The 20,690-nt window shown below is 57.6% G+C and carries 25 protein-coding genes and 1 tRNA gene; 12 read left to right on the forward strand and 14 right to left on the reverse strand.

All coding sequences use genetic code 11. The features are described 5' to 3' along the window. The first annotated feature begins 3 nt into the window (after positions 1–3). The 3 genes from ACZ5PA_RS04865 to ACZ5PA_RS04875 are packed head-to-tail and all read left to right on the forward strand — an operon-like array spanning position 4 to position 2,978. A complete protein-coding gene (locus tag ACZ5PA_RS04865; protein WP_464931151.1) occupies positions 4–681 on the forward strand; it encodes a 30S ribosomal protein S7 in 678 nt (225 codons plus the stop codon). A gap of 54 nt (positions 682–735) precedes the next feature. After that, the gene (locus ACZ5PA_RS04870; protein WP_464931221.1) at positions 736–1,716 is read left to right on the forward strand and encodes a replication factor C small subunit; all 981 of its coding nucleotides are present in this window, start codon (positions 736–738) and stop codon (positions 1,714–1,716) included. Continuing rightward, complete coding sequence (locus tag ACZ5PA_RS04875) at positions 1,716–2,978, forward strand: replication factor C large subunit (protein WP_464931152.1); 1,263 nt, start codon at positions 1,716–1,718, stop codon at positions 2,976–2,978. Before ACZ5PA_RS04870 ends, ACZ5PA_RS04875 begins: the two co-directional genes overlap by 1 nt. Here the strand turns inward: ACZ5PA_RS04875 and ACZ5PA_RS04880 are convergent. Together ACZ5PA_RS04880 and ACZ5PA_RS04885 are read right to left on the reverse strand one after the other, a co-directional pair. Beyond that, the gene (locus ACZ5PA_RS04880) at positions 2,971–3,231 is read right to left on the reverse strand and encodes an ArsR/SmtB family transcription factor (RefSeq protein ID WP_464931153.1); all 261 of its coding nucleotides are present in this window, start codon (positions 3,229–3,231) and stop codon (positions 2,971–2,973) included. The two genes, ACZ5PA_RS04875 and ACZ5PA_RS04880, sit on opposite strands and share 8 nt — an antisense overlap. Next, on the reverse strand, positions 3,231–4,388 hold the full coding sequence (locus ACZ5PA_RS04885; protein WP_464931154.1) for an ORC1-type DNA replication protein: 1,158 nt from the start codon (positions 4,386–4,388) through the stop codon (positions 3,231–3,233). The genes ACZ5PA_RS04880 and ACZ5PA_RS04885 overlap by 1 nt, the downstream gene beginning before the upstream one ends. Positions 4,389–4,506: 118 nt before the next feature. Between ACZ5PA_RS04885 and ACZ5PA_RS04890 the strand changes: the two genes are divergently transcribed. From ACZ5PA_RS04890 to ACZ5PA_RS04900, 3 genes are read left to right on the forward strand one after another with little or no spacing between them, the layout of a single operon-like run. Beyond that, entirely contained in the window at positions 4,507–4,923 is a 417-nt protein-coding gene (locus ACZ5PA_RS04890) for a hypothetical protein (RefSeq protein ID WP_464931155.1), read from the forward strand. Then, positions 4,920–5,273 (forward strand): NfeD family protein, encoded by a 354-nt coding sequence (locus tag ACZ5PA_RS04895; protein WP_464931156.1) that lies wholly within the window; start codon positions 4,920–4,922, stop codon positions 5,271–5,273. Before ACZ5PA_RS04890 ends, ACZ5PA_RS04895 begins: the two co-directional genes overlap by 4 nt. Continuing rightward, entirely contained in the window at positions 5,261–5,752 is a 492-nt protein-coding gene (locus ACZ5PA_RS04900; RefSeq protein WP_464931157.1) for a methyltransferase domain-containing protein, read from the forward strand. The genes ACZ5PA_RS04895 and ACZ5PA_RS04900 overlap by 13 nt, the downstream gene beginning before the upstream one ends. Here ACZ5PA_RS04900 and ACZ5PA_RS04905 read toward each other — a convergent pair. After that, complete coding sequence (locus ACZ5PA_RS04905) at positions 5,747–6,043, reverse strand: DUF3195 domain-containing protein (RefSeq protein ID WP_464931158.1); 297 nt, start codon at positions 6,041–6,043, stop codon at positions 5,747–5,749. The two genes, ACZ5PA_RS04900 and ACZ5PA_RS04905, sit on opposite strands and share 6 nt — an antisense overlap. Before the next feature lie 43 nt (positions 6,044–6,086). On the opposite strand from ACZ5PA_RS04905, the gene ACZ5PA_RS04910 reads away from it, so the two are divergent. The 3 genes from ACZ5PA_RS04910 to ACZ5PA_RS04920 are packed head-to-tail and all read left to right on the forward strand — an operon-like array spanning position 6,087 to position 8,634. After that, positions 6,087–7,343 carry a chorismate-binding protein gene (locus tag ACZ5PA_RS04910; protein ID WP_464931159.1) on the forward strand — a complete coding sequence of 419 codons (1,257 nt, stop codon included), beginning with the start codon at positions 6,087–6,089 and terminating at the stop codon, positions 7,341–7,343. Continuing rightward, positions 7,334–7,912, forward strand: coding sequence for an anthranilate synthase component II (locus tag ACZ5PA_RS04915; RefSeq protein ID WP_464931160.1), 579 nt, complete (start codon positions 7,334–7,336; stop codon positions 7,910–7,912). Before ACZ5PA_RS04910 ends, ACZ5PA_RS04915 begins: the two co-directional genes overlap by 10 nt. Further along, positions 7,909–8,634: an indole-3-glycerol-phosphate synthase gene (locus ACZ5PA_RS04920; RefSeq protein ID WP_464931161.1), complete on the forward strand. Its 726-nt coding sequence runs from the start codon at positions 7,909–7,911 to the stop codon at positions 8,632–8,634. The genes ACZ5PA_RS04915 and ACZ5PA_RS04920 overlap by 4 nt, the downstream gene beginning before the upstream one ends. Here the strand turns inward: ACZ5PA_RS04920 and ACZ5PA_RS04925 are convergent. Continuing rightward, positions 8,628–9,083 (reverse strand): single- stranded DNA-binding family protein, encoded by a 456-nt coding sequence (locus ACZ5PA_RS04925; RefSeq protein WP_464931162.1) that lies wholly within the window; start codon positions 9,081–9,083, stop codon positions 8,628–8,630. The genes ACZ5PA_RS04920 and ACZ5PA_RS04925 overlap by 7 nt on opposite strands. 45 nt (positions 9,084–9,128) lie before the next feature. On the opposite strand from ACZ5PA_RS04925, the gene ACZ5PA_RS04930 reads away from it, so the two are divergent. Then, the gene (locus ACZ5PA_RS04930; RefSeq protein ID WP_464931163.1) at positions 9,129–9,428 is read left to right on the forward strand and encodes an MTH1187 family thiamine-binding protein; all 300 of its coding nucleotides are present in this window, start codon (positions 9,129–9,131) and stop codon (positions 9,426–9,428) included. Position 9,429: 1 nt separating this feature from the next. Here ACZ5PA_RS04930 and ACZ5PA_RS04935 read toward each other — a convergent pair whose 3' ends face one another. The 5 genes from ACZ5PA_RS04935 to ACZ5PA_RS04955 all read right to left on the reverse strand — a co-directional run bounded on the left by ACZ5PA_RS04935 (position 9,430) and on the right by ACZ5PA_RS04955 (position 14,113). Further along, complete coding sequence (locus ACZ5PA_RS04935; RefSeq protein ID WP_464931164.1) at positions 9,430–10,599, reverse strand: FAD-dependent oxidoreductase; 1,170 nt, start codon at positions 10,597–10,599, stop codon at positions 9,430–9,432. A 97-nt stretch (positions 10,600–10,696) separates the two neighbouring features. Continuing rightward, a complete protein-coding gene (locus tag ACZ5PA_RS04940) occupies positions 10,697–11,260 on the reverse strand; it encodes an adenosylcobinamide amidohydrolase (RefSeq protein ID WP_464931165.1) in 564 nt (187 codons plus the stop codon). A 3-nt stretch (positions 11,261–11,263) separates the two neighbouring features. Beyond that, on the reverse strand, positions 11,264–11,725 hold the full coding sequence (locus ACZ5PA_RS04945) for a cob(I)yrinic acid a,c-diamide adenosyltransferase (protein WP_464931166.1): 462 nt from the start codon (positions 11,723–11,725) through the stop codon (positions 11,264–11,266). A 27-nt stretch (positions 11,726–11,752) separates the two neighbouring features. Next, on the reverse strand, positions 11,753–12,631 hold the full coding sequence (locus ACZ5PA_RS04950; protein ID WP_464931167.1) for an NTP transferase domain-containing protein: 879 nt from the start codon (positions 12,629–12,631) through the stop codon (positions 11,753–11,755). A gap of 27 nt (positions 12,632–12,658) precedes the next feature. Continuing rightward, positions 12,659–14,113, reverse strand: a complete 1,455-nt coding sequence (locus ACZ5PA_RS04955; RefSeq protein WP_464931168.1) for an NCS2 family permease — start codon at positions 14,111–14,113, stop codon at positions 12,659–12,661. A 290-nt stretch (positions 14,114–14,403) separates the two neighbouring features. Between ACZ5PA_RS04955 and ACZ5PA_RS04960 the strand changes: the two genes are divergently transcribed. Next, positions 14,404–15,312: a DMT family transporter gene (locus tag ACZ5PA_RS04960; RefSeq protein WP_464931169.1), complete on the forward strand. Its 909-nt coding sequence runs from the start codon at positions 14,404–14,406 to the stop codon at positions 15,310–15,312. Here the strand turns inward: ACZ5PA_RS04960 and ppcA are convergent. Together ppcA and ACZ5PA_RS04970 are read right to left on the reverse strand one after the other, a co-directional pair. Continuing rightward, positions 15,270–16,643, reverse strand: a complete 1,374-nt coding sequence (gene ppcA / locus ACZ5PA_RS04965) for a phosphoenolpyruvate carboxylase (protein WP_464931170.1) — start codon at positions 16,641–16,643, stop codon at positions 15,270–15,272. The two genes, ACZ5PA_RS04960 and ppcA, sit on opposite strands and share 43 nt — an antisense overlap. Before the next feature lie 200 nt (positions 16,644–16,843). Beyond that, positions 16,844–16,959 (reverse strand) — tRNA-Thr (locus tag ACZ5PA_RS04970). Between the two features lie 126 nt (positions 16,960–17,085). On the opposite strand from ACZ5PA_RS04970, the gene ACZ5PA_RS04975 reads away from it, so the two are divergent. Beyond that, positions 17,086–17,589: a hypothetical protein gene (locus tag ACZ5PA_RS04975; protein WP_464931171.1), complete on the forward strand. Its 504-nt coding sequence runs from the start codon at positions 17,086–17,088 to the stop codon at positions 17,587–17,589. On the opposite strand, the gene ACZ5PA_RS04980 is transcribed toward ACZ5PA_RS04975, so the two are convergent. The 3 genes from ACZ5PA_RS04980 to ACZ5PA_RS04990 are packed head-to-tail and all read right to left on the reverse strand — an operon-like array spanning position 17,586 to position 20,660. Then, positions 17,586–19,373 (reverse strand): ATP-dependent DNA ligase, encoded by a 1,788-nt coding sequence (locus tag ACZ5PA_RS04980; RefSeq protein ID WP_464931172.1) that lies wholly within the window; start codon positions 19,371–19,373, stop codon positions 17,586–17,588. The two genes, ACZ5PA_RS04975 and ACZ5PA_RS04980, sit on opposite strands and share 4 nt — an antisense overlap. Positions 19,374–19,402: 29 nt before the next feature. Then, positions 19,403–19,918: a class IV adenylate cyclase gene (gene cyaB / locus ACZ5PA_RS04985; protein ID WP_464931173.1), complete on the reverse strand. Its 516-nt coding sequence runs from the start codon at positions 19,916–19,918 to the stop codon at positions 19,403–19,405. Then, on the reverse strand, positions 19,905–20,660 hold the full coding sequence (locus tag ACZ5PA_RS04990) for a hypothetical protein (RefSeq protein ID WP_464931174.1): 756 nt from the start codon (positions 20,658–20,660) through the stop codon (positions 19,905–19,907). Before ACZ5PA_RS04990 ends, cyaB begins: the two co-directional genes overlap by 14 nt. Between the last annotated feature and the right edge of the window lie 30 nt (positions 20,661–20,690).

Genomic DNA, 20,690 nt, shown 5'->3' on the forward strand with positions numbered 1-20,690 from the left:
CCTATGTCTTCGCCGTCCGTGTTCGGCGAGCAGTTGCCAAAAGGCGCGAGGGTGGAATATGTCGAAGACGTTCCAATAATCGAGGAGTGTCCTCGAGCGATAAGAACTTACAACGAAAACTCGATACTGCTCTTCGGCAAGTGGTCTTACGAGGACGTGGTGGTCCGCGACCTTGGGCTTAGGCGGTATATATGCCTCAAACCCGTATATCTTCCGCACACCGAGGGGAGGTTCCAGAATCGCCGCTTCGGCAAAACCCAGATCCCCATCGTAGAGAGGCTCATAAACCTCATGATGAGGCCCGGCCGCAATGCAGGGAAGAAGCATAAAGCCTATAATATAGTTAAGAGGGCTTTCGAAATCATATACTACAAAACGGGCAAGAACCCGCTCCAGGTTTATGTGGATGCTATAATAAATGCGGCCCCTCGCGAGGAGATAACGCGTATTATCATGGGCGGTATAGCCTACTCGGTCTCTGTTGACGTATCACCGCAACGTAGGCTGGATTTGGCAATACACTGGATGGCCGAGGGGGCGCGCGCGTGCTCCTTCAATAACCCGAGGCCTATCGAGGAGTGTTTGGCCGATGAGATAATAGCCGCCGCCTCCAGCGACCCGAGGAGCTACGCGATCAGACGCAAGGACGAGCTGGAGCGTATAGCCGCCGCTTCTAGGTAATACAGTACGCCGAGTCTCTCGATTTATTAACGAGCTATATTAACCTCCATGGCTATCGGGGAGCTCTTCTGGTTCGAGAAGTACAGGCCTCGCTCCTTCGACGAGGTGGTGGACTTGGAGGAGGTCAAGGCCAGGCTCAAGGAGTTCGCCAAGGCCGGCAATATGCCCCATCTGCTCTTCTACGGCCCTCCCGGCACGGGCAAGACCACCATGGCCTTGGTCCTCGCCAGGGAGCTCTACGGCGATTCTTGGCGCGAGAACACCTTGGAGCTCAACGCCTCGGACGAGAGGGGCATAGGGGTGATAAGGGAGAGGGTGAAGGAGTTCGCGAGGACGGCGCCCGTGGGCAAGGCGCCGTTCAAGCTGGTCATACTGGACGAGGCCGACAACATGACCAGCGATGCGCAACAAGCCTTGAGGAGGATAATGGAGATGTACGCGGGCACCACGAGGTTTATACTGTTGGCGAACTACGTTTCCAGGATAATCGATCCCATACTCTCGAGGTGTGCGGTCTTTAGATTTCCGCCTATGCCGAAGGGGCTCGTGGCGAGTAGACTCACGTACATAGCCAAGAGGGAGGGCATTGAGTTGACCGAGGACGGGATAGATGCGATATACGAGATCTCGCAAGGCGATATGAGGAGGGCTATAAATCTACTCCAGATGGCCGCTACCGCGACGCGTAGAGTCGATAGGGAGGGCGTGGCAGCTGTGGCCTCCGCTGCGCGGCCGAGCGAGGTCCTGGAGGTGTTCAACACGGCGCTTTCCGGCGACGTGGAGAAGGCCAGGGATAAGCTGAGGGATCTCATGTTCATAAAGGGCATAGCGGGCGTGGATTTCTTGAAAGCCCTCCAGAGGGAACTCCCGCGGCTTCAGCTTGACGACGAGACCAAGGTCACAGTGGCCGAGTTGTTATCCGATGTCGATTACAGGTTAGCGGAGGGGGCCGACGAGGAGCTCCAATTGACCTATATGCTCGTCAAGCTCGCCGCGATAGGGTCTAGGAGCAAGGCCTCCGCCAAGAGGAAGTAATGCTACCTTGGGTCGAGAAGTACAGACCACGATCGTTCAAGGAGGTCGTAAACCAAGAGGAGGCTAAGTACGCGCTGGCCTCGTGGATCTGCGCCCGGTTCCGCGCGCCCGAGCAGTTCTGTAGGACATGGGCCAAGAGCAAGGACAAACAAATTTCCGAGGCTAAGGCCGTCTTGTTGGCGGGCCCTCCGGGCGTCGGGAAGACGACTTTAGTCCACGCATTGGCCAACGAGATAAACTACGAGCTCATAGAGCTAAACGCAAGCGATGTGAGGACGTCGGAGAGAATAAAGGAGGTCATAGGCAAGGGACTTAGGGAGGGCTCCTTGTTCGGTTACGCGGGTAGATTGGTCCTATTCGACGAAGTGGACGGCTTGAATCCGAAGGAGGACTTAGGAGGACTCGACTCTATCGTGGACCTCATAGAGGCCGCCAGAGTGCCGATAGTCATGACCGCGAATAACCCGTGGGATCAGAGGCTTCGTCCGCTGAGGGACATAAGCTTGGTCGTCAATCTGAGGAGGCTGAACGAGGAGGACGTAGTTGAGGTGCTCAGGAGGATATGCAACGCGGAGAGGATCAAATGCGAGGAGGACGCACTGCGGGCATTGGCCCGGGCGTCTGAGGGCGATTTAAGGGCCACCATAAACGATCTCCAGCTGTTCGCGGGGGGTAAGAATGTTTTGACGATCGACGACATAAAGAGGGTCGGCGAGCGTAATCCCCAGCTATCCATGTTCGAAATACTAGACAGGGTGTTTAGAGCTAGTTGGTTCGACGAGGCCAGATCGATATCCTTTACGCCGTCCTTCGACTGGGAGCAATTCTTTGCGTGGGCCTCGGAGAACGTCCCGCGCGTTTACAAGGACCCCTCAGTAGCGGCCGCGGCCTTAGATAGGCTGAGCAAGGCCGATATCATACTCTCCAGGATCAAGAAATCCGGCGAATGGGAGCTCATGCCCTATATGACCGAGATGTTGTTGGCCGGCATAGCGCTAGTGCCCGGAAAGCCCCGTCTTCCTAGGTTCTTCAAATATCAATTCCCGCAACGCATACTCCTATTGGCTCGTTCGCGGGAGTCCAGAAAGAGGAGGGAGTTGATTGTACAATATTTATCTCAAGAGCTCCACGCGTCTAGCAGTTACATATCCTCAGAGTTGCTCCACGTGTTGTCCTTCCTCGCCAAGAGGGACGAGAGAATTCTGGAGAAGCTGGGCAGATATCTGTCCATCTCGCCTGCCGATATAAAGAGCGTTATCTAGCAGCCAGCTCCGAGAGGATCCTCGCCAATTCTAGAATCCTCGGCTCCTTCCTCAACGAGACGAGCCTTATTCTGCCTATCCTGTGCTCCTCCACGATTCCCGCCTCCTTCAAGACCCTTATGTGTTCCTCGAGTAGCCCGTAGTTTATACCCAACCGACGCGCTAGATCCGTCGTGTTTATCTCGGATACCTTATACAACTCCCTTATTATCCTCACGCGCGCCTTAGCGCCGAGCACGAAGTCTATATCCATCACCTCAGCTCCTCGACGGCCATCGACATGACGGCCTTTTCTAAGGTCTCCAGAGGCTCTGTGGCTATCGATATGAGCGTGGTCCTTCCGCGAAGGCCTTCCCCTTTCTTGTTGAGGCGAGTCTCTATAATTCCCTTGTTCTTCAGCTCCCCCAAATACGCCCAGAGCTGGCTGTGGGTCCTCGGCTTTTGCCCGTATTCCTCACATATTATCTCGTACATATCCTCGACTTCGCCGAAGGTCACGTAGGATCCACCCGATTTTAAAGACCTTATTATGGCCAATAGGAGGAGTTTCGCGTGTAGTGGAAGTCCTCTTAATATATCCGAGGAGATCCCCACCAGGACTTCCTTGCTAGCTCGGCGGACGTGTTCAGGCGTGATCCTGCTCGCCCCATCGCTCTCGGCGTTATTCGCGGCTCTGTAAAGTATGTCCAAAGCCACGCGGGCATCGCCGCGGTTGGCCGCCTCGCCGTCTGCGCCCGTTATATCCGCTATCATCGAGAGGACGTCCTCGTCGTATGAGCCAGGCGCCAGGGCTATCTCCGCCCTCTGCTTTAATATGTCGAGTATCTGGTCCCGGGAGTAGGGCGGGAAGCGGATTATGGGCTTTCCCAAGATGCCGCGCGTTGAAGGATCCAAGGCGTCTATGAAATCCGCCGTGTGGCTCACTAACACCAATCCGATACGGTGGGCTCCCAGCTTGTCGGTCTCCAGCCCCATCCTGATAAAGACCGATACGGCGTCTGGCGTTAGGTTGAACACGTCGTCTAGAGCTATTATCGCGTAGATGTCCTTCTCGCGCATTTGCTCCAAGAACACGTTCACCAGCTCGTCCCTGGACAAGCCGCGTTTGGGCACCGCTATTCTGAGTTGTTGCGCGAGGCTGTTTACTATAGCCGTGAACGTGCGGTTTATAAAACAGCTGACATAGGCGAATCTTATAGGGGGCTTGACGGAGCTTCCGAACGCCCTAAGCGTCACGGTCTTGCCGGAGCCTTGCCTGCCGATGAGAATCGAGCGGGGGTAGAAGCTGCCTGGTGCATCGATGAAGCCGCGCATGTAGGCAGTTAGTTGTCTCAATTGCTCGTCCCTGTGAGGCAACGACGGCGGTATGAAGTCGGGGCTAAAGGCCTCGCTTCTGATTATAATCTTCATCAATAACTCAAAGCGCCGGGGTTAATAAAAATTTCAGACAACTACTACGCTTTATAGAACTACTAAACTGAAACTTTAGATTCACTCTATCCTTTTAAGCAGGAGCTGAGGGCGTGATATGAAGTGCGGAGGCGATTTCTGCTTCGCCGCTCTTCTCGTCGGGTTCGAGAGGCCTTTAGACAAGGAGGCCTTGACGCTATTAAGGCGTCGCGCCATGGTAATAGCCGTGAGGCCCGACGCGGTTAAAGACTGGCGGTATTTACTCCAAGCTATGGCGTATGCCCATGCGCTCAAGGGGCCTGCCCGGGACGAGCGCATATCCGCGTTGATGTACTTGACCAGGAGCGATAACATAAACAACGCGATCAAGGCGACCTCTCCCGTGGGGCTCAAGGAGGCCGTAGTGGCCGTATATGGGGCTAGGGACGAGGTCCTTGAGGAGCTGGGCCGACTGCCCGGAGGCAAGCCCTTCTATCCTGAGGGCGATTATGATCCTTGGCTCATAACTAAATACTCCTTGAGCAGACTAACATGATGCACATCGCCTCGGCCTTCCTCTTGGCCTTAGCCGCGTTGTCGCTCGCACTGACGTTAGCCGGCGTGGTCCCCTCGGCTCTGGGCGTCCCGCCAGCCGTCTTCCTCATAGGCGTCTACGCCTACGTCTTGTACTCGGGGGCTAGGTTCAAGCCGCCGGAGCCCAGACAACCGACACCTATAGGCGAGAGGGCGGTGGTTGTGGAGAAGTTGGCGCCCACGGGGCTCGTGAAACTGGGAGGAGTATATTGGAGAGTCCTTTGCGATGGCTGCGAGGCCGAGGTCGGCGACGAGGTCCTGGTGGTGAACTACAGAGACGGTCTCTTGGTGGTCAAGAAATGTTCTACCTAGTGGCCCTAATAGCGGCGTTCGTAGTATCCTTGCACTTGTTATGGCCTCATATAATAGGCAAAGGTGCAGGCTACGGCACCTCCAGCCTTAGGGCCGCTAAGCGGGCGTTCGAGGCGTTGGGCCTAGAGGGCAAGACGTTCTACGAGCTGGGCTGCGGCTACGGCTCAGTGCTGGCCCTCGCATATAAGATGGGGGCGCGTGCGGTGGGCGTCGAGATAGACCCGATAAGGGCTTTGATATGTAAGCTCAGATGCCCTAAGTGCCGCGTTGTGTTGGGGGATATGTTCAAGATCCCGCTCAACGACGCTGACGTAGTATATATATTCCAATATCCCTCGGTCAATAGAAAGCTCGCGAGGAAGTTCAATAAAGAGCTCAGGAGAGATGCGGTCGTGGTGTCCTACTACTGGGAGGTGCCCGATATGCAGTTGATATTTAAGGACAATGGCTTGAAAATCTATATATATATAAACCTATAATTTTATAAATATATATTCGCCTATCTTCTTGATCTTAGAATAACGTCCTTGAGGTGGCGGCCCGCTTAGCACGTAGTCGTATATCTCGACTCTCTTTATTAATGACTTGAAGTACTTCATCGAGAGGCATTTCTCCAAAACCGAGCCGTCCGCGAACTGCGCCATGAAGGCCCCCGGAGCTAACGGCTTGCACTCGGCCGACGTATCGCCTTGGCCGTAGAGACAATCGCAGAGGTCCCTGGCCGCAATTACCTCTTTCCCTCCGGCGGTCGTGGCGTATATCACAGGCATAAAAGTAATTAAGGGGCGATTTTTTGTAGGTAATGACTTCGGGGTGGTAAAGATCCCCATCTCGGAGCTGCCGAGTCCTAGAGCATTGGCCGCCGGCCTCTATAGATCCGGCGAGGACTTCATCGCGTTGTTGGAATCGGGGGCTGGTTTTCCCGATAGATCCAGATACACCGCGGTGGCGTGGGGCGTGAAAAGGCTAGTGAAGGTCGCCGCTAACACTTACGATGAGCTATTAGGACTACATAAAAGCCTTGAGCCCTTCGGCGGCCCCTTCGGCGGGGAGATGGCCATAGGCCTCATAAGCTACGACGTAGTGCTCGAGATAGAGCCGACGCTCTCTAAATACATGAAGAGCGAGGATTTCCCCAGAGCGCTCTTCGTCGTGCCCGAGAACGTCGTGATATACGATAATCTGCTCGGAAGAGCTTACGTGTTCGGGGAAGTCCCCAGAATAGCCCATGTCGGCCCAACTAGGCGGCCCGAGTTGGGCAAAGTCCTCTACAAGACCGACGGCGATTTCTTCAAGTCTATAGTGTCGGAGGCCTTGAGGCGAATAAGGGACGGGGAGATATTCCAAGTGGTCTTGTCTAGGCGCGAGGTCTTCGAGCTGCGCGGCGATTTGTTCGAGCTGTACGAGAGGCTAGTCTCCATAAACCCATCGCCGTATATGTTCTTCTTCAAATACGACGACGTGGCGCTCGTGGGCACGTCGCCTGAGTTGCTCGTGAAGGTCGACGGGGAGATAGTGGAGACGCACCCAATAGCCGGCACTCGGCCGAGGGGCGCCGATGGGCGAGAGGACTTAAGGCTCGAGGACGATATGCTCTCGGACGAGAAAGAGCTGGCGGAGCACATGATGTTGGTGGACCTGGCGCGAAACGACGTGGGCAAGGTGAGCCGTTTCGGGACCGTCAGGGTTCAAGACCTCATGGCCGTCGAGAAATATAGCCACGTACAACACATAGTGTCGAGGGTCGTGGGCGTGCTGGATCCCAGATACAATGTGATAGACGCCATATGGGCGTTGCACCCGGCCGGCACGGTGTCAGGCGCGCCGAAGGTCAGGGCTATGGAAATAATAGGCAAGTTGGAGGATCTGCCCAGGGGACCCTACGCCGGCGGTTTCGGCTTCTTGAGCCCCAGGGGCGGGGAGTTGGCCATAATTATCAGGACCTTGATCGTGAGGGGCGAGGAGGCGAGGATACAAGCAGGGGCCGGCGTCGTGTACGACTCGACGCCGGAGAGGGAGTATAAGGAGACCGAGTACAAGTTGGCCCATCTCAAGGCGCTATGGACTTGACACTTATTATAGACAACTACGACTCGTTCACATACAACATAGCCCAATACGTCGGCGAGCTAGGCTCGAGGCCTCTAGTAGTGAGAAACGACGAGATAACGCCGGCAGCCATCGAGAGGATAAGGCCCGATAGAATAATAGTATCGCCGGGGCCGGGACATCCCGAGAACCCCCGCGACGTGGGCGTATCGAGAGAGGTAGTCAAGCGCATGGCGCCCAAGGTCCCCATATTGGGCATATGTCTGGGCCACCAAATAATCGGGTCCGTCTTCGGCGCTAAGGTGAGGCACGCCAAGACGATAAAACACGGAAAGACGAGCTATATAAGGCACATGGGAGGCCCTCTCTACTCCGGCGTGCCCGAGGTGTTCAAGGCTATGAGGTATCACAGCCTAGTAATCGACGAGGTCCCATCGTCGCTAATAGTCGAGGCGATTTCGCTCGACGACGGCGAGATCATGGGCGTACGCCACGTCGAGTATGCCGTGTTCGGGGTGCAGTTCCACCCCGAATCTATAGGGACCGAGTTGGGGAAGAGGATACTCAAGAACTTCTTGGATAAGCTATGAGCTTCTTGAAGGAGATAGAGGCAGCCTTGAGGTATAGGATCGAGAAGGCGCCTCCTAGAGAGGTCCCCCTAGTCGACTTCAGAGACGCGCTCGGGGACTTCGGCATAATAGCAGAGTATAAACGCAGCTCGCCCAGCGGTCTCATCAGAGTGGATCTGCCCCCGTGGAGGTACTTCGAGGAGCTCTCACAATACGTCGAGGCCTTCTCCGTCTTGACAGAGCCGTTCTGGTTCCTCGGGGACCCGCGCTTTATACCTCTGGCCAAGAGGTATAGGCCAGTGTTGGCCAAGGACTTCGTCCTATACAAGGAACAGATAGATGCGTTGTTCGGCTACGGCGCCGATGCCGTGCTCATAATCCGCGAGTTCGCCGGAGGCGGGACGTTGGAGCTCGCCGAGTATGCCGAGAGGATGGGGCTGACCCCTCTGATAGAGGTAGGCGATCTAGAGGGCGCCGTGGAGGTGGCCGAATCCGGGGACTACCTCATAGGCGTGAACTCGCGCGACCTCAACACGCTCGAGGTCTCCTTCGAGAAGGCGTTAAGGATAGCCGACGCGGTAGCGGGCAAGGCCGAGTTCATAATAGAAAGCGGCGTGAACAAGCCGGAACAAGTCGTCGCCGCGTGTAGGAAAGGAGCTAGGGGCGTGTTGATCGGCACTGCCCTCATGAGGGGCCCGAGCTTGGCGAGGGATTTTAAGGAGGCTGTTAAAAAATGTCACTGAATTGCCTTCAAGATGTCCTCGATCTTGCGGCCGAGCTCTTGTAGTCTGTTCCTGCACTCGTTAAGCCGGGCCTCCAACTCCGCCATCCTCTCGGCGGGCACGAAGCGCTCTATGAGAGGCTCGCCGAATATTAACTTGCCGTCTTGAACCCTCGCCTCGACTGTTATCCTGATGATGTCCAGCTTCTCCACCCCCATCTCTATCAGCTTGTCGTAGAGGGATTTGTTTAGCTCGGATACCGCTCTGAGTATCTCCTCTTGTTTCAACACGTTCTTAAACGCAGCGAAGGCCGCTCTGCGGAGCTTATCCGCGTATCTAGCCGCTATGATGACCCCGGTCCTTATCTCGACTAAGTTCCCGCCCTTGACCGAAACGCCTCCGTAAAGCGCAGATAGCTCCTCGGCCTTCTCCATATCCCTCTCCACGTTCTCGACAGGCCTCCAGCTCATGTAGACTAGTTTTTTGAAGATTAAAATACCTAGTCTATCTAGTACATGGCTAAGATGGTGGTCAGCCTATCGGTGACTCCTCTAGGAACTGGGTCAACTCACTTATCCTCGTACGTGAGAGCGGCCACCGAGGTCTTGAAGGAGCTCGGCGTGAAGTACAGGACGGGCGCCGGGTTCACGGATATAGAGCTCGACGATTACGCCAAGCTCGCCGAGATGCTCAAGAGAATAGAGGAGAGGCTAACCGCCATGGGCGTCAAGAGGGTGGACTTCATCATAAAAATAGATAGGCGTATGGACGAGGAGTTGACGATAGAGGGGAAGATCTCCAAGGTCGAAAAATAGACTACCTATAGCCGAACAGAGTCGCTAAGTAGTTCTGTTCCCAATTGTCCTTTGCCAACGTGTAGTCCCTCTTGGGCTCCGGGTCCTTGCTGGGCTTGGGCGGTTGGCTAGTGAAGTCTAGGCCGAACCTCACCGATAGGCTTTCCAGCCTCCCCTCTGGGTTGCCCACGTAGGCCCAGCCGACGAACGCGTACTGCACCGAGGCCCTATAGGAGGAGCCCTCCATCTCCAGTATCTTATTGGCGGCGAACAAGGCGCTTTCAAACGCGATCTCTTGGTTCTTGGGAAACGGAAGGCCCGCCGCATCTCCAGCGGCTAGCACGTCGTCATACTTGGGGTGTCTGAGATCTTGCGGGCTCCGCACGTCTATCCACGCCTTTCCTAGACCTGCCTCCTCTACGAACTTAGGCGCTCTGTTGGGCTCCAGCATGGCCAATATGTCGTACTTGTACCTCTCGCCGGACTTCGTGACCACCTCGCCTTCGCCGATCTCGGCTATCTCCTGATTCGTCACGAGCTCTATCCCTTGCTTGGCGTAGATCTGGGAGACGGCGTCTGCGATGACGGGCGGCTGCGTTTTATCGTTGGCGTCGATGTGGACCACCTTGAACTTATCGCGCACTCCTCTGTGGCGCAATACTGAATCTATTAACAATGCGGTCTCGGCGGGGGCCGGCGCGCATCGATAGAGCGCCTTGGGCGCGTAGACCACCACGGTCCCCCTCTCGGCGCTCCATACCTTGTTCTTCAACAGATGTACACGTCCTTGGTCGTATACGTTCAAGACGTTATGTCTATATTTATCGTAGCCCGTTATGCTAGAGCCATCCAACACGACGCCTGGCGCAAGCAACAAATAGTCGTAGGTCAACTCGCCTAGGCCTCCGTTGGAAGTGTATCCTCCTATGTATTTGACCTTCCTGTTCGCCGGATCTACCGAGTACACGGTGCCTACAACGACCTTGACGCCCCTTCTAATGGCCTCCTCGTAGCCTCTGATTATTCTGTCCAGGGATTGCTCGTTGGTGAGCAACAACGGCCTACTCGGCCCCGAGATGTAATGTGGGTTTTGGGATATCACTATTATCTCGGCGTTTATCTTGCCGTCTGTTAACGTCTTGGCCGCCGCCATGCCTGCGATGCCGCCGCCGACTATCACCACTCGTTTCATAGAACCGATTTCGATTTGAGTTTTTAAATTTTAGCCCTATTATTTTATAAAAATTTATTCATTAAAAATAATTGAATAAATTTTTATATATAGATTATTAATCATTTAAAGTAAATAAATTATAAATTAAATATGAAATTTCTGACCCCAAATCGGTCGCCATGCCGGCATAGTTCTCCGACCCCGGCGGCGCGACGACTAGGATAGCGTCCGAGGTAGTGCCTAGAGCGGGCCTTTTGCCGCAAAGCCCTTTGGCCGTCAACGCGGCCGCTTTCGCCTCGGCGACAGTTCTATAGAGGTCCACGAGCCCTCTCTTGGACAAAGGCTTTTTAGATACGACGAGTATGTTTATCGTGCGGCCTTCGGCGCGTTTCTCCGCGCCTATGCATGCAGGATTCGAGAGCCCGATCGTGGCGTAGACGTCCGCCGTCCTCCCCGAGGCGCGCTTGATCGAGAACACGTCGACCGCTGTGAAGAAGACAGCCGCTTTGCCCAGAAGCCCCAGTGCATCCAAGAGCTCCAAGGCGTAGGAGTCGAAGTCCTCCACGTATCGATCCACCTGCTTGAAGACTACATACCTTATCCTCTCGAAGTCGCCACCAGCCACCACGTTGCCGAAGGCCGACATCTCGGACCTCAGATCTAGGACTAAGAGCGTCATTTGTCACCAGTCGAGCCCCTTAACGCCCACGATGCCCTTGGAGTAATAGTGCTTAACGGATTTCACCTCGGAGATTAGATCGGCCAACGCCATCTCGTCGAAATAATAATTGCCCGTAACTACAACGTTCGCCTTAAGCCCAATTAAGCGCTTGAAATCGCTGGGCTTCAGAGGGCCTTGCCTCACCGCGTAGTTGAACTCGTCGAGAATCACTAGGTCGTAGTCGGGGGCTCTCGACAACGCCTCGTCAAGGAGATCTCTAGGCGTCTTGTGGTCCTCGAGGTAGAGGGCGTCTACGCCGAGCTTTCTCAACGCCTTGTACTCGCCAGTTAGATCGCCCATGTATCTCGGCGTCTTCATCAAGAAGGCGGCCAGGACCTTCATGTCGTGCCCCCAAGCGCGCAACAAGAGGCCGAGGGCGGCAGTCGTCTTGCCTTTGCCGTCACCGGTATATACCAACAGCATGTGGACGCCGCGAATTCCGCATATAAGCTATAGCGGATTGCACCTCAAGGGCTTGACGCGGCTGAGGAGGCTTGCGTCGACCTCCATGTGTCTAAGCGCCGATACGTGCACGCCGCGATAGTAATGCCGCGTGGCCCTCACGCCCAGCTTGACGCCTCGCGCGGCGGCTGCGAGGACCTCCAGCTTTGAGACCTCTCGCCCCGCTCCGTCCGTGACGTCTATCCGGGAGTAGTCCATGGGCACCACGGGCGCCGGCACGCCGCGATCCAACAGCGCCTTGAGTCTATGATGTCCGTCCAAGACCGTGCAAGTCCACGCGTCGACCACGAGGGGCCTCACCCTGGGGCCCAGCCCCAGCTCCGACTCGACGTCTTCGTGCGGTCTAAGAGTAGCCGGATCGACTATCAGAGGATAGGTCGGCTCGTCGCAATCAGAGAGGAGTAACCAGTCCTCCCTCGAGTCCACGTCTCGAAGTCCCGGCATCGTCAAATCGGCCCAAGACGACGTGTCGCGCCCCGGGAGCCAAGTAAGTCCCACATAGCCGCCGGCGCCGACGACGCTGGTCATCGTCTGTTTGGACAAGAGCTCGGCCACGTGTTCGGGCGCCAAGAAGGGGATATCGCAAGCGGCTATTACGGCTGGGAAGTAGTCCAAGAGCTGCGCTATGTCGTGCTCGTAGCCGAGGCCGTCCGTGTACGCCACTTCTAGCCCCCAGAGCTCGGCCAACCACGCCGTGGGGGCGTGGAGCCTAGTAGTGGCCACTACGAGCCTCTTCGCGTACGGCTGTAGTGCAGCTGCCACCCTCAAGATCATCGGCACGCCGCAGACGGGCCTAAGGCATTTGTTGGGGTCGCGGAACCGGGAGCCCTTGCCGCCGGCGAGTATTATGCCCGTTATCTCGCGCACCCCACATCACCGAAAAAGGGGGCCTTTTTAAAATCCGATAGCCGACAAGGCAAAGAATATCGCGAACAACGCGGCTATTGCTATCACGCCGGGCTTCAAGTCGGCGAACCTCCCAGTCGCCAGTTTTATGAGCAAGTAGAATATAAAGCCTAGGCCTATCCCAGCAGTGATGCTAAACGTGAACGGTATTCCTATTATAGTGAGGAACGCCGGTATCGTCTCGGTATAGTCGTCCATCACCGCCAGTCTACCCGCCAAGCTCAAGAACAAGAGGCCCACCAACACCAACACTCCGCCCGTGGCGAAGCCGGGCACTACCGTGAAGACGGGCGCGAGCGACGCCGAGGCTAGGAACAGCAAGGACACCACCAACGCGGTCAGCCCAGTGTGGCCGCCTTGTTCTATCCCAGTCGCGCTCTCGACGTATATGACTGTCGTGGATGTGCCGAAGAACGGCGCTATTATAGACGCCAACGAGTCGGTGATGAGGGCTTTGTTTATGTTCACTATTTTGCCGTCCTTGACCAGCCCGGCCCTCATGGCGAGGCCTGTTATCGTGCCCAGCCCGTCGAAGAAATCCACTAGAAATAGGGAGAAGGCTATGGGGAAGCCCAAGCCGAAGAGGGCGAAATAGGCGTAGAAGGAGCGGGGCAGATCGTTGAGTATAGACGTGGTGAGCGACGGCGTTGTCAGAACCCAAGACGGCGGCGGGCTCACGAGGCCTAGGGCGGCGCCCGCCGCAGTCGCGGCTATTATCGCTATGAGGAACGCCCCGGGAATCCCTCTTGAGAGGAACGCGCCCGCTATCAAGGCGCTGGCTAGGCCCAAGTACAAGCCCAGCGTCGAGAAGGCGGACCAGTTTATGGTAATGGGCGTTCCCGTACCCGCCGTGACTAGGCCCATGTCGGCCATGCCGATGAGCGATATGAATAGGCCTATGCCTATCGAGATGCCGAGCTTGATCGACTCCGGCACCGAGTTTATTATGAACTCCCTTATGCCGCCCACTGAGAATATCAAGAAGAGAATCCCGTTGAAGAGCACCGAGATGAGGGCTAAGTATATGGCCAGAAGAGGGGCATCGGAGATCGGGGCCAACTGTTTCGAGAGCACGGCTGATGTGAACGCCGGTATTACCGTGTAACCTATGAAGGCGTTTTCGCCCATGCCCGGCGCTAGGCCGAACGGCAACTTGGCGTAAAGCGCCATGACCAACGTCGCGAAGCCCGCGGCCAACGCTGTGGCTATCGTGAAGCCGAGCCTAACGCTTTCTATTAACGGCCCATAGGTCGGCGAGGCCTCCAGCTGCGATACGGAGAGGCCCGTGGCGTGGCTCAGCGCCAACTTGAACCCCCCGGTCAATATAGCTGGGTTTACGAATAGTATATAGGCCATGGCCAAGAAGGTCGTCAAGCCCGCTACGATCTCCCTCCTAGTGGTGGAGCCGCGTTCTCTTATCTGGAAGAACCCCTCTAAGCTCATGGCGTCGACTATAATCATCTATTTAAACTTATCTCAGGATAATCGGAAAATTCGCCTATATGTTTTAATCATTTGATTAATTGAGGGCCTCGGCTACCCCTGGATCGATCACGGATCACTCGGCATGACTATCCTCATCGTATAAATACCGCCCAAAAAGTATATATCATGGCGCCGCCGTTCGACGCAATCGTCGCCGATAGCCCTCGCCCGATCGGCCGCCCCCGAGGTCTGCCAGCTGTGTATGTGAGATATAGAGTGTCGGGAACTCGCCGATTGGCCTAGCCCTTATGCACGGAGCCATCGCAGCTAGGCGCTGGGATCTCTTGCTGTTGCCCGTGGCGATAACCGCCATATCCAGCGCCTCGATTTTGATAAGGCTCGCCGGGGTCGACTCCTTGGCGATAACGTTCTGGAGGCTCGCCATAGCCACTGCCATAACGGCCATTGTCGCTATGGCCTCGGGCAAGGGGATAAGGGCTGGCGGCTGGTGGCCCGCCGCCGCTTTGGCGGGCGCCTTCTTGTCTGCGCATTTCATAACTTGGATAAGCTCTTTGTTCTACACCACTATAGCTATCAGCACGACGTTGGTGAACGTCCACCCCTTGTTCATGCTCGCGATAAGCAGATATGGGCTCTCGGAGGAGGTCTCCAAGAGGACGATAGCCGGCGTCTTGTCCTCCGTGGCGGGGAGCGCCTTGATGTTATCCGCCGCAGCCAATCTCGGCGGGACTAACTTGTTGGGCGCTGCGTTGGCCCTCGCGGGGGCCCTCGCCTTCGCCGGCTATTTAGCTGTCGGAAGGCTGGTCAGAGCTAGGGCCGATACGCTTAGCTATACGACCATCGCTTACGGCTTCGCGGCCTTGTTCTCCTTGGCCGCAGCGCTGGGGGCTAGGGCGGAGCTCTTCGGCTATTCCCCCAAGGTATATCTGCTCTTCGCCGCGATAGCCATGGTGCCGATGTTGTTGGGGCATTCCGTATTCAACTACCTCCTCGGGAAGTACAGGGCCATAACCGTGGCGGTGGGAGCGCTCGGCGAGCCCGTGGGCGCGACGCTCTTGGCGGTGCCCGTCTTCGGGCAAGTGCCCTCGCCCTCCGCTATCGCCGGAATGGCTCTCATATTGGCCGGAGTCGCCGTCGTGTCGTTCGAGGATGTTCAGCCCAAGAACCCCCTGGCGCGCGCCTCGGCTAATATGTAGGAGGGCGATGGGATAAACGGCGGGATCTCCTCGATGCGCTCGGCCTTGATCCCCAAGACGTCTAGGGCCTCGTCGATTACGTCCACGAGGGCGCGCCCGAGCAAGCCCTCGGCCCTCTTCTTGTCGTAGAACCTCGCGTCGAACTCCAGCTCCCTCAGATAGGCCGGGAGTGCCTTGAGGAATTTGTCCAACTCGTCCCTGGCGCTAAGCGATAACAAGAACGGCGCATCGAGGAGCGTCGGGGGGATGCCGACTGCGTACCAAGCGGCCGTGTAGACGATAGCTCTGGGCACGTTCACGACGGCTCCGCCGCTCGCCGTTATGGTCCTGCCGTAAACGCGCCAAGAAATCCTGTCCCTAGTCGACGGTATTAACGCCGCTATTTCGGTTATCCTCTCGGCGTATTTAGACGCAAGGCGTTTGTAGGACTCAGCGGCTTCCCTAATTGTCGAGGACGCCCAGGTGAGGTCCAACGACGTGTCGGGGGGCCGCCCCGCCGAGGCGAGGAGGGCCTCCCTCACTGAGAGGTACTGTTGGTAGGGCACGTCGTAGCGCACCGCCGACTGGATAGTCGCCGTGCGGAAGCCCGAATACTGCGCCGCCTCCGAGGAGGCCAAGAGGGGGTTGTTGAGCCCGCCTCTGAACGGCGGCGAGCCCATGCCCAATATGGGGACCACCTTGTGGTCGAGCTCCGAGTTGAGGCGGCCTATTATCGCCAACGCCGCCCTTATGGCGAGGGCCGAGGCTATATGGCCGTTGGCCGCAGCCGAGTCGGATTTGCCGAGAAAGACTCTGACCTCTTCGAGGAAGATCCCCCTCCTGAGGTATTCGCCCACGACGGCCTTGACGAATTCATCGATCCGCAAGTGCTTGAAGGCGTCCTCTACCAAGGGGACTAGCTGTATTTCCGCCTTGCTTGAATACGCCGAAGTCTTCCGCGTCAGCAGATCCGCTATCTGCCGGACGTCCTCGGGGCTTTCCGACATGGGGAGGACGACCCAGCGGACTCCGTGTGCGCCGGCCTCCCTCAACGCCCTCAAATCCGCCAACACGGCGGCCTCCATGGCCAACATGCTCCTCTCGAAGTCCTCGAGGAGGGGATTGGGTATTCTCGGCGTCACGAAGAACCTCTCGCCGAGGGGAAGCCCTGCCTTGAGCGCGCGCACGACGATATCCCTCGGCTGTATATAGGGGGTCCCCTTCCCCTCGAAGTCGGACATGACCTCGTCGCAGCCGTATATGGCGAAGGCGGCCACGGCCTCCTCCACCTCCTCCTCGGCGGTTATCTTGATAGTCGAATCGGGGTGTTGCGTGCACATAAGGCTCGGCATATACATCGCATGGAGAACTAGCCGAGGATAAATCCATTCGCTCAGAACATTGACGACTCCGCAAGCGAGTTTTCCGACAAATTTTCGAGGACTCCGGCAATTGAACATTAGCCTGCCCGGAGGCGCCGGCCTGTTAGGCCCAGCCGTCGCGATCGCGAGGGCCGACTCCGCCGAGGGCAGAGGATAAGGGCGAGCGGACGTGGAGCCCCGGCCGGGATTCGAACTCCCGGGGCTTAACCCTCCCGGGACCTCCCGCTTACGAGGCGCACGCGGGGCTACGCCCCTGGGCGCTCCGACCGGGCTGAGCTACCGGGGCCTATCGTAGGCCTATCTAATTCTTATTAATTTTTCGCCCCGATTGACGGCCTCTGGCGCTGGCGGCGCCAGGGCTGGCTCGCCCGTTCTGCAACCGCTATTAATTTTTATCCCCTCTATAATTTCCGTGGTCGAGGAGCTCCTACAGTTGAGGAAATCCGTCGAGGAGAAGATAGCCGAGCTTGAGAAAGAGCTAGAGCTCTACAAGAGGATCTTGGCCGTGTTGGACGAAGTAATAGGCAAGAGGTCCTTCACGACCGCTGCCGAGGAGAGGGAGAGGCGCGAGTCCGCCAGGAGGCCTCTGGAGGTCCAGTCGCTCAAGTCCAAGGACGGGGAGGAGCTAGGCGCCGCCGAGATTTACGAGGACGAGGTGGTGCTCAAGCCCAAGGTCCAAGTAAGGCTCGAGGGGCTGTTGAGGAGGTTCTTCATAGAGAAGTTGCTGGAGAGGTACAAAGAGGAGGACCAAGACGCCGTGAGGCAAGGCAAGAAGAGCGCGGCGCTGGACTACGAAGTCCAGGAGGAGGAGGGCGTGGTGAAGGCCATCGTTGTCAAGAACTACGGGGACGAGAACAGGCGCAGGGACATAATAAGGGCCTTCCGCTGGACTCTCGAGAGGGCCCTCAAGACCTAGGCGCCGGCCGCCTCCGGGCTCTGCTCCACCTTTATCTTCTTCTGGTTCTTGTACATCTCCAAGAGCTCGTCCACAGTGGTCGCCTCCTCGGGCGATTTGTCGGTCCTATAACGGCCGGTGAATCTGGGGAAGCGTATGGCCAAGCCCACGTCGGGCCTCACGGCGCCTAGGCAACAGGTGTGGAGCGGTGAGAGCGTTATCTCGGCGCCTATGATCTCGATCACGACGCCGGGGGTGAACCACACGTCGGGCTCCATCCTCGAGGAGACTCTGGGGTGTTTGTGGTCTATCCTGTACGGCTCCAACGTCTGGTACATCTTCTTGAGGTCGGCGTCGGTGAAGCCGCTGCCCACCTTGCAGACCGTGTAGAAGGTGTCGGTCTTGGGGTCGTAAGCCGCTGTGAGGAACGCGCCGTAGAGGCCCGCCCTCTTGCCTCTGCCGTAGAACGCCCCCACGACGACTAAGTCCACGGTGTCCGTCATTTCGCTCCTGTAATCCCTCTTGTATTTTATCCAGTTCCAGCCCCTGGCCCCCATCTCGTAGACAGACGCGGGGTTTTTGCACACGAGGCCCTCCATGCCCATGGAGATGGCCTCATGGAAGAAGACGTCCACGCTCTCCTCGTCGTCGAAGAGCGCCCACTTGGCTATCATGACGTCTTCGTCCTCCTTGACTATCTCGGAGAGCTTGAGGCGTCTGTACACCAAGGGCTTGTCCGTGAGGTCCTCTCCGTCCAGATAGAGGAGGTCGAAGAGGTTCAGCTTGACCGGGTACTCCCTCAACGCGGCCTCCACGTCGTGTTTCCTCTTCCTGTGCATGAGCTCTTGGAAGGGCAACAAATCGCCGGTCTCGGGGTCCACGGCCACGATCTCCCCCTCCAGTATGGCCTCCTTGGCCGAGACGGACCTCCTCACAGCCTCGACCACGTCGGGATAGGCGTGGGTTATGTTCTCGAGCCTTCTGCTGTATATGGCCACGTTGCGCCCGGATATGTGTATCTGCGCCCTCTCCCCGTCGTATTTGTACTCGCATATCGCGGCGCCGCCGAGCTTGGCGAGTATCTCCCGCGACGTGCTGAGGCGTTGGGCCAACATGGGCATCACCGGGACGCCCGGGGTTATCTTGACCTCGGCCAGCCCCGCCCTCCCCTTCTCGGCCACCAGCCGCGCCAACTCGCCTAGATCCGGCCTTATGTTATAGGCCCTCTCCAACGCGTCCTCCGGCACGTCGAAGGCCTCGGCCAACGCGTCTATGATGGTCATGTCGGCCACCCCCAGCCTGAGCCTCCCCACGACGAAACGGGCAACGTATTTGGCCTCGTCGGGGGACAGCTGGGAGAACAACGAGGAGAGGAGGGACACCTTGAGGTCCTGCGAGCCTTCCCCCGAGGCCTTGGCCACCTTGAGCAACGCGTCGTACACTTGCGAGATCGATAGGCCGGTCCTCTTGCCCCCCGCGAAGGCCAAAAGGGTCTGGGCTTGTCTCCTAGACAAGGCCCTCCTCGCGACCTCACCCATGTCGCCCGTCTTCTTGTACAACTCCTCCAGCTCGTCCGCCCTAGCGCCCGAGGCCCTCGCGATCGCTCTGAGGCATAGCTTCTCGCCGACGCCCAGCTCTAGCCCCTCCCACGGAGGTCTTATATCGCCGAGGATTATGTAGACGGCCTTGTCTATCTCAGAGGGCTCTATCTTCTTGAACAAGCCGACTAGGAGCCTCACCATGGCCGTCCTCTGCGTCGTGGACTCTATCGCCGACAAGGCCTTGGCCAACTCCGAGAACTCCACGTTGTCTCGGCCGCGTAAATATAAAACCTTTACCTCTTCAGGAAGAGCTCCAAGTAGGTCTCGTCCACCTTATCCCTAAGCCCCAGCCTCTCCGCCAAGGCGGCGATCTCGGCCTCGGCCTCCTTGACCGAGGCCTCCGAGGAGGCGACCGCCTCTATCTCCACGAAGTCCCCGAGGCCCTCGACGCGGTCCACGGAGATGGTCAAGGAGCTGTACGCGTAGTACTCCCTGTTCTTCTTTATGACGGCGACTTTCTTGAAGCCCAAAGCCTCGAGCATGGGCTCCACGTTGCCCTCGGCGAACGCCGTTAACTCCAGCCTGGTCTTCGCGCTGGAGGGCATGCGCGGTCCCTTATAGGACACCTCGACGCTTGAGCCCGAGCGTCTGACCCGCAACGCCTCGTCGGTCTCGGCGAAGTCGCGACAAGGGTGTTGGTAGTACACGTCCACTTCCTCCTTCCTCTCTACGAAGACGGCGCCTAGCTTCACGAGCTCGTCCCTGACCTTGTCTATATCGGCTCTATACTTCTGCTCAACCTCCAACATTCTTGCAAGGCGGCCTCGCCGAATTGGCGACGGCTAGCCCGAACAGATAACACCGCGAGGTCGTCTCGCCGAAATAGGCGCATTCGCGGCAGTCGTCGGGGCGGCCGACCACTATGCGCACCGAGACCTTGGCCGGAGGCCTCGGCGTCGGCGGGACGACGACGGGCGGCGCCGGCGGGGGCGTCAAGGCCGAGGGCTGGACCGCGGGGGGTTGCGGAGGCGGCGGAGGGAGCGGCTGAGGCGGCTGGACGGGGGGCGGCTGCTCGGCGGGCTTCAAGGCCTCGGCCAACGGCTTGACCTCCGGCCGGGCCGGCGGAGGCGGCGGAGGGGCGACTGGCTGTCGGATCGGAGGTTGTTGGACCGGTTGCGTGGGGACGGCAGCCAGGGGACCTAGGCTTATGCCGAACTCCTCGTTGGCCCTCCGGTAAACGGCCTCCAAGGCCTTGGCCACGTCCTCCGACCCCTCCAGGACCTTCTGGCCGTCTATGACCACAGCGGGGAAGGCCGTTACGTTATACCTCTTGAGTATCGACACCAGCGACCTGAAATGGGGCGGCACCTTCTCCGCCGGCATGTCGAGCATCTTGACCACTTGCTCCGCGGCGTCTTGCCTTATCTTGACGGTGGCCAGCCTCACCCTATCCCTCCGCTCGACCTTGGAGCGTATCTCCTCCACCGCCTTCTTCAAGGACTCCTCGAGCTCTTGGCTCTTGCCCGATATCACGAACAATTCCACGTACACGTTTTCAACTATTCGCCTCTATTTAAGCAT

This window comes from Thermoproteus thermophilus (assembly GCF_055392855.1).

What these genes read in the sequence shown, in the direction of transcription:
- ACZ5PA_RS04865 (WP_464931151.1), top strand. Translation starts at nt 4, where the DNA reads ATGTCTTCGCCGTCCGTGTTCGGCGAGCAGTTGCCAAAAGGCGCGAGG.
- ACZ5PA_RS04875 (WP_464931152.1), top strand. Translation starts at nt 1,716, where the DNA reads ATGCTACCTTGGGTCGAGAAGTACAGACCACGATCGTTCAAGGAGGTC.
- ACZ5PA_RS04880 (WP_464931153.1), bottom strand. Translation starts at nt 3,231, where the DNA reads ATGGATATAGACTTCGTGCTCGGCGCTAAGGCGCGCGTGAGGATAATA.
- ACZ5PA_RS04885 (WP_464931154.1), bottom strand. Translation starts at nt 4,388, where the DNA reads ATGAAGATTATAATCAGAAGCGAGGCCTTTAGCCCCGACTTCATACCG.
- ACZ5PA_RS04890 (WP_464931155.1), top strand. Translation starts at nt 4,507, where the DNA reads ATGAAGTGCGGAGGCGATTTCTGCTTCGCCGCTCTTCTCGTCGGGTTC.
- ACZ5PA_RS04895 (WP_464931156.1), top strand. Translation starts at nt 4,920, where the DNA reads ATGATGCACATCGCCTCGGCCTTCCTCTTGGCCTTAGCCGCGTTGTCG.
- ACZ5PA_RS04900 (WP_464931157.1), top strand. Translation starts at nt 5,261, where the DNA reads ATGTTCTACCTAGTGGCCCTAATAGCGGCGTTCGTAGTATCCTTGCAC.
- ACZ5PA_RS04905 (WP_464931158.1), bottom strand. Translation starts at nt 6,043, where the DNA reads ATGCCTGTGATATACGCCACGACCGCCGGAGGGAAAGAGGTAATTGCG.
- ACZ5PA_RS04915 (WP_464931160.1), top strand. Translation starts at nt 7,334, where the DNA reads ATGGACTTGACACTTATTATAGACAACTACGACTCGTTCACATACAAC.
- ACZ5PA_RS04920 (WP_464931161.1), top strand. Translation starts at nt 7,909, where the DNA reads ATGAGCTTCTTGAAGGAGATAGAGGCAGCCTTGAGGTATAGGATCGAG.
- ACZ5PA_RS04925 (WP_464931162.1), bottom strand. Translation starts at nt 9,083, where the DNA reads ATGAGCTGGAGGCCTGTCGAGAACGTGGAGAGGGATATGGAGAAGGCC.
- ACZ5PA_RS04930 (WP_464931163.1), top strand. Translation starts at nt 9,129, where the DNA reads ATGGCTAAGATGGTGGTCAGCCTATCGGTGACTCCTCTAGGAACTGGG.
- ACZ5PA_RS04935 (WP_464931164.1), bottom strand. Translation starts at nt 10,599, where the DNA reads ATGAAACGAGTGGTGATAGTCGGCGGCGGCATCGCAGGCATGGCGGCG.
- ACZ5PA_RS04940 (WP_464931165.1), bottom strand. Translation starts at nt 11,260, where the DNA reads ATGACGCTCTTAGTCCTAGATCTGAGGTCCGAGATGTCGGCCTTCGGC.
- ACZ5PA_RS04945 (WP_464931166.1), bottom strand. Translation starts at nt 11,725, where the DNA reads ATGCTGTTGGTATATACCGGTGACGGCAAAGGCAAGACGACTGCCGCC.
- ACZ5PA_RS04955 (WP_464931168.1), bottom strand. Translation starts at nt 14,113, where the DNA reads ATGAGCTTAGAGGGGTTCTTCCAGATAAGAGAACGCGGCTCCACCACT.
- ACZ5PA_RS04960 (WP_464931169.1), top strand. Translation starts at nt 14,404, where the DNA reads ATGCACGGAGCCATCGCAGCTAGGCGCTGGGATCTCTTGCTGTTGCCC.
- ppcA (WP_464931170.1), bottom strand. Translation starts at nt 16,643, where the DNA reads ATGCCGAGCCTTATGTGCACGCAACACCCCGATTCGACTATCAAGATA.
- cyaB (WP_464931173.1), bottom strand. Translation starts at nt 19,918, where the DNA reads ATGTTGGAGGTTGAGCAGAAGTATAGAGCCGATATAGACAAGGTCAGG.